This window comes from Pedobacter sp. GW460-11-11-14-TSB4, from assembly GCF_059423705.1.
Window position 1 is genome coordinate 1 of sequence record NZ_JBWKYI010000030.1, and the last position, 3442, is coordinate 3442.

Sequence of the window (3442 nt, forward strand, 5' to 3'; positions counted from 1 at the left end):
GGTGAACGTTGCAATTTTTTTAAATTATTATTGACCATTTTGTTAAGATTTGGTCAACCTTTTTTAGGACTCCACAATAAACAAAAAAGCCTTTAAATCTTATGATCTAAAGGCTTTTTGTTTTGTGTCGACCTGACAGAACAATTTTCGAATCATTTTTACAGGATCTTAAGAAGCTTGCAGACGATTAAAATCGACTCTGGAAAGTTCTAATTTCATTGAAACATATTGTTACCGTCTTTCAGTTTTTAATGACAAGCTATTTCACGACAAGAGAAACCATAAATCAAGGCTTAGATATATCAAGTTGCCAGCACGAAAAAAAACCTCTCTGGTAACCTATGGCAATCTTTAATAGTTCCGGAGTCTTCATTTTGCAAGGCAAAGCCAAGGGACCTAAAGGTTAGTGACGAGGATAAAAGGTCAATGCCAGGGCTCAACATTGACTTTAATCTAAGTATATTTTTGCAGTTCGGTAACCAGTTCATGCACACGGGTGGAAGATTCCTCTTTGCCTGGATTGGTATGGTCACCGGCGTTATCGTAGTTCCGTTTTGAACGTGCAGTAGCCTGCTTACAACGCGTGATGGGGTTGCCCTTTTCATCATGCCCGATAACCTCAAATAAAATTGCAAACATATCTTTGCCGACTTTTTTTGTTCCTTTACCATCATATGTTACACCATATGGCGCGAGATATTTATTGAGCTTGGGATCATAGTCGGTTCGGGGCATGGCTGCGCCCTGATGGTCCTCGAAATGCAGGACCAACCAGTATTCAAACGCCTGATTGGAATAGGCGGTACCAAAGCCGTAGGCTTCGCTTTGTTTGACTGCAGCATTGAAGTTCTCCAGTTGCTTTGGGTTATCAGGCTTGGGATCCGCGTCGAAAACACACCAAACCTGATCAAAGGGCTTGCCCCGGTCGGAAGCATCGTCAGAAATCTTTTTTGCAGCCTCGACCAAAGACAGGGTATTCTTACCCTCTCCATAAGCTTTAACAATCGCGCTGGAAACCTTGAACTGGTTAAAATAGGAAGGTTCTGTATTTCGCCCCTCGCAATAGATCAATATACTGGGCTTAACTTCCATTTCGGGCTCAGGCGCCACTAGTTCACCTCCCGCACGGCGTCTGGCCTTGCTGAGTTCGAGTTGTTTTTTGTGCGTTTCCGCTTTTTGTCTTTCAATCTCCCTTTTATTCTGCCTGGCCATTTTTCGTAATAATTTCTTGAGCAACTGTTTCAAATTCGTTCAAAAAGGGCGTCGCACCATATTTGCCCCGGATGTAATTATCTTCGAAAGGTTCATGCTTTCTGACCTCATTTTTAAAATTGGCCAAAGAGTACAATCTGGATGCCCCGTAACGGTCTTTATCAATGAACCACACCTGGTCCCTACGAAAGATGCCCGAACTTAACAGATTGGTATCATGGGTATTGAATATCAGCTGGCCGTTTTGCGGATTGGTAATACTGGAATTGAAAAGCGAAACGATCTTGCAGACCAGATTTGGATGCAACTTCGAATCGAGCTCGTCCACGAGCAGGATCATCCCCTGCTCCAGCGCATCGAGCACAAGGCCAGCGAAATGAAAATATTTCCGGGTACCTTCGGATTCTTCTTTGGACATACTGAATTCCACGAAGCCATCGGGCTGATTATGTTCATCGTAAACCTGATGCTTGGTCATGATGTTGGCAAAAAAATGAGGATCAATTTTATTAAAACTATCTTTATATTCTCCAATCATCTTTTTTCCTTCATTATCGAAGGATTCATAAAGATCTTCATAACGCAGGTCCTGAATGCCCAGGTCCGCGCTTTTCAACAGTTCTACGATTTGGGCGCGTTTGCCGGGGTCTTCCTTTACCTTGGTGATGGAACTGTGTTTATAATCCAGCTCGTTCAGTCCCGAAACAGCGTTCATGTTGCGGAAATAGTTTAACAGCAAAATAGCGGTTTGGTCGTTGAATTGGGCAAGTACCGAAAGCAACAAGGAATTTTTTCGCACTAGGTCTTCTCGCTCCAGAGAACCAATCTTGGCAAGACGTTTGGTGTCATATTCAAATTTTTGCAGCGTACGGTAGTAGAGTTCGATTTCCTTTTTTTCTGGACGTGAATAGAGCCATTCCGCCACGATCTCGGATTTACTCACCTCGAAACCATAGCGATAGATCACCCGATCTACCATAAAGGTCATTTCGAAATCCGAGGGTTTTCCGCTAGTCATGGAATTTAGCCTATAGGATTCCACGGGTATAGTGTCCCCCTGCTGGGTTTCCTTGGAAGAGGTGATGATAAACTTTCTAAAAAAACCGATCGCGTCAATGAACTTGCTTTTTCCTCCAGAGTTTGGACCATAAATGACAGCGCTTTTGAGTACGCGTAGGTCACGCTGCTCAACGCGTATGATATTATCTTCTTCATTAGTGTCCTTATCATAGTTTGAGGCGATCATGTTCAATGTCGCTCTTTCCTTGAAGGTTTTATAGTTACTGAAGTTGAACTGGATTATCATGTTTTCTGAAATTATAATTCAAAATTAACAATAATTATCACAATTAAAGGCTTAAAACATTTATTTATTGAATAATTTACACAAAAACCATAGTTGAGGAATTCAGAGATAGTAGCCACTCGATTTCATTCCAAAATGTGCATCCGACTTTCAGCTACAGCTTGAACACTTGTGCATGATTTCCTCCTCTAATACACCTTCATGATGGCTGATTCCAGTTTCCGAATTTTTCACTGATTCTGGTATAGATCTTTTCCCAAAACACCAAGGAACCTGTTTAGTTGATCGAAAAGCCCAAACAACAACCTAAATCGGTTATTTTCCTCCTTATTGAATCCAATACAACACTCCCACATTTAAATCTTCCTTAAAGGGTAATTTTCACGCATCAGAAAGATTATTTAGTTTTGGATGATAGAAGATTCATGTAGACTTAAAACAGACTTGAAAAGACTTAAAATCAGCCAATTGAATACTTTATAGCGGATTTAGTAATCATTTTGAAGGGGTAAAAACTGACTAGTTTGCCTGAAATAAGGTGGACAGTTTCTGGATAATCTTCACTTATTCTGTACGTTCTGGTTTTTCTGAATCGTTATTGGAGCGTTTGATTTAGACATATACTGAGATTGTTTAATCAAACTTAATCATTCCCCTTTAAATACCCACCTTTAGCGATTTTCAAATCTTGTAAAATCGTCGTTTAGGCTTAAATTAATATAGCAAGAGCATTCTAATGCGAAAACTGCTTCAAATATTTTCGAAAGTCAATCGCAATCTTAAAATTAAACATACTCGATAGAGTGAAAAATATTTAGACGCCAATAGGATTGAGCCTAACCTTCAAATTTATTACGCAAAAAAAATCGGAAAAATTTATCTGTAATAGAGATATACTTTCCGATTTAATGCTATGTCGGGATG

Annotated in this window: 2 protein-coding genes; both read right to left on the minus strand. The window is 40.1% G+C overall.

All coding sequences use genetic code 11. The features are described 5' to 3' along the window. Positions 1-453: 453 nt before the first annotated feature. Positions 454-1245, minus strand: a complete 792-nt coding sequence (locus AC07YT_RS21285) for an RloB family protein (protein WP_494945512.1) — start codon at positions 1243-1245, stop codon at positions 454-456. Beyond that, the gene (locus AC07YT_RS21290) at positions 1196-2518 is read right to left on the minus strand and encodes an AAA family ATPase (RefSeq protein WP_086545786.1); all 1323 of its coding nucleotides are present in this window, start codon (positions 2516-2518) and stop codon (positions 1196-1198) included. Before AC07YT_RS21290 ends, AC07YT_RS21285 begins: the two co-directional genes overlap by 50 nt. Positions 2519-3442: the final 924 nt, after the last annotated feature.

Excerpts from the sequence above, each read along its gene's own strand:
- AC07YT_RS21290 (WP_086545786.1), bottom strand. The coding sequence starts at position 2,518 with ATGATAATCCAGTTCAACTTCAGTAACTATAAAACCTTCAAGGAAAGA.